This is a genomic window from Xenorhabdus entomophaga (assembly GCF_037996725.1).
In the GTDB taxonomy this organism is placed as follows: Bacteria; Pseudomonadota; Gammaproteobacteria; order Enterobacterales; family Enterobacteriaceae; genus Xenorhabdus; species Xenorhabdus khoisanae.
Window position 1 is genome coordinate 1 of the sequence record NZ_JBBMXH010000274.1, and the last position, 873, is coordinate 873.

General features: G+C 49.5%; 2 protein-coding genes. Both read left to right on the top strand.

Annotated elements, in window-relative coordinates:
• On the top strand, window positions 1-390 hold a 390-nt coding region (locus AAC854_RS22730), incomplete at its 5' end, for a type VI secretion system baseplate subunit TssF (protein ID WP_340619073.1).
• Window positions 391-421: 31 nt separating this feature from the next.
• On the top strand, window positions 422-873 hold a 452-nt coding region (locus AAC854_RS22735), incomplete at its 3' end, for a contractile injection system protein, VgrG/Pvc8 family (RefSeq protein WP_340619074.1).

Sequence of the window (873 nt, forward strand, 5' to 3'; positions counted from 1 at the left end):
TTAAACTGCCCGCCATTTTTACTTTTCCATGCCGAATCCCTGAAAGATTTTCTCCGGTTGTATGATTGTTATGCCGGACATGATCGCGCCCTCAGCCGCCGGATGCAGCAGCATATTAACGGCATTATCGGTATTGACGCCCTGCCAGACCGCCGCCTTGACTACAGCCGACAAGGTATCCCCATCAATGGCAACACACTGCATATCTACCTTGATCCGGCGTGTTATGAAAATGACGGTGTGATGTATCAGTTCTGCCGGATGATTGACCAACTGCTGACATGCTTTGTCGTGCGGAATAATTTCATCATGTTAAAAATTTACCGGCAGGGTGAGCAGGCCGTGTTATGGGAATTCCGGCAGCGGCTCGGCCAGCGTAGTGAGATGTAATGCTGTAATAACAGAAAAATAAGGAGCAATAATGCAAAAAAGTGGATTACGTTTTCTTTGCCGGATAGGGAACTTACCCGAAGAGACCTTTGCCGTGGCGGATTTCACCCTGCGGGAAGGGCTTTCTGACCTTTTTACCCTGAACCTGACGCTGGTTCAGTCCCTGCCTGACAATCCTTTCAAACCACAGCCGGATATTGATTTAACTGCACTGTTGATGCAGGAAGCCGTATTACAGGTTTTCCACGGTGAGACAGAGCAACGCAAAATCACCGGCATCATTTCCCATGCCGACTGGTGCGGCACCGATGGCAATAAGACTCTGTATACCTTCACCATGCGCCCGTTCCTCTGGCGACTGACGCTCAATCAGGACAGCCATATTTACCATCGCCAGAGTGTGCCGGATATCATGAACCTGTTGCTGAAAAAACACCATGTTCAGGCTGATTCCCAACTGGAAGATACGCATCAGAACCGGGA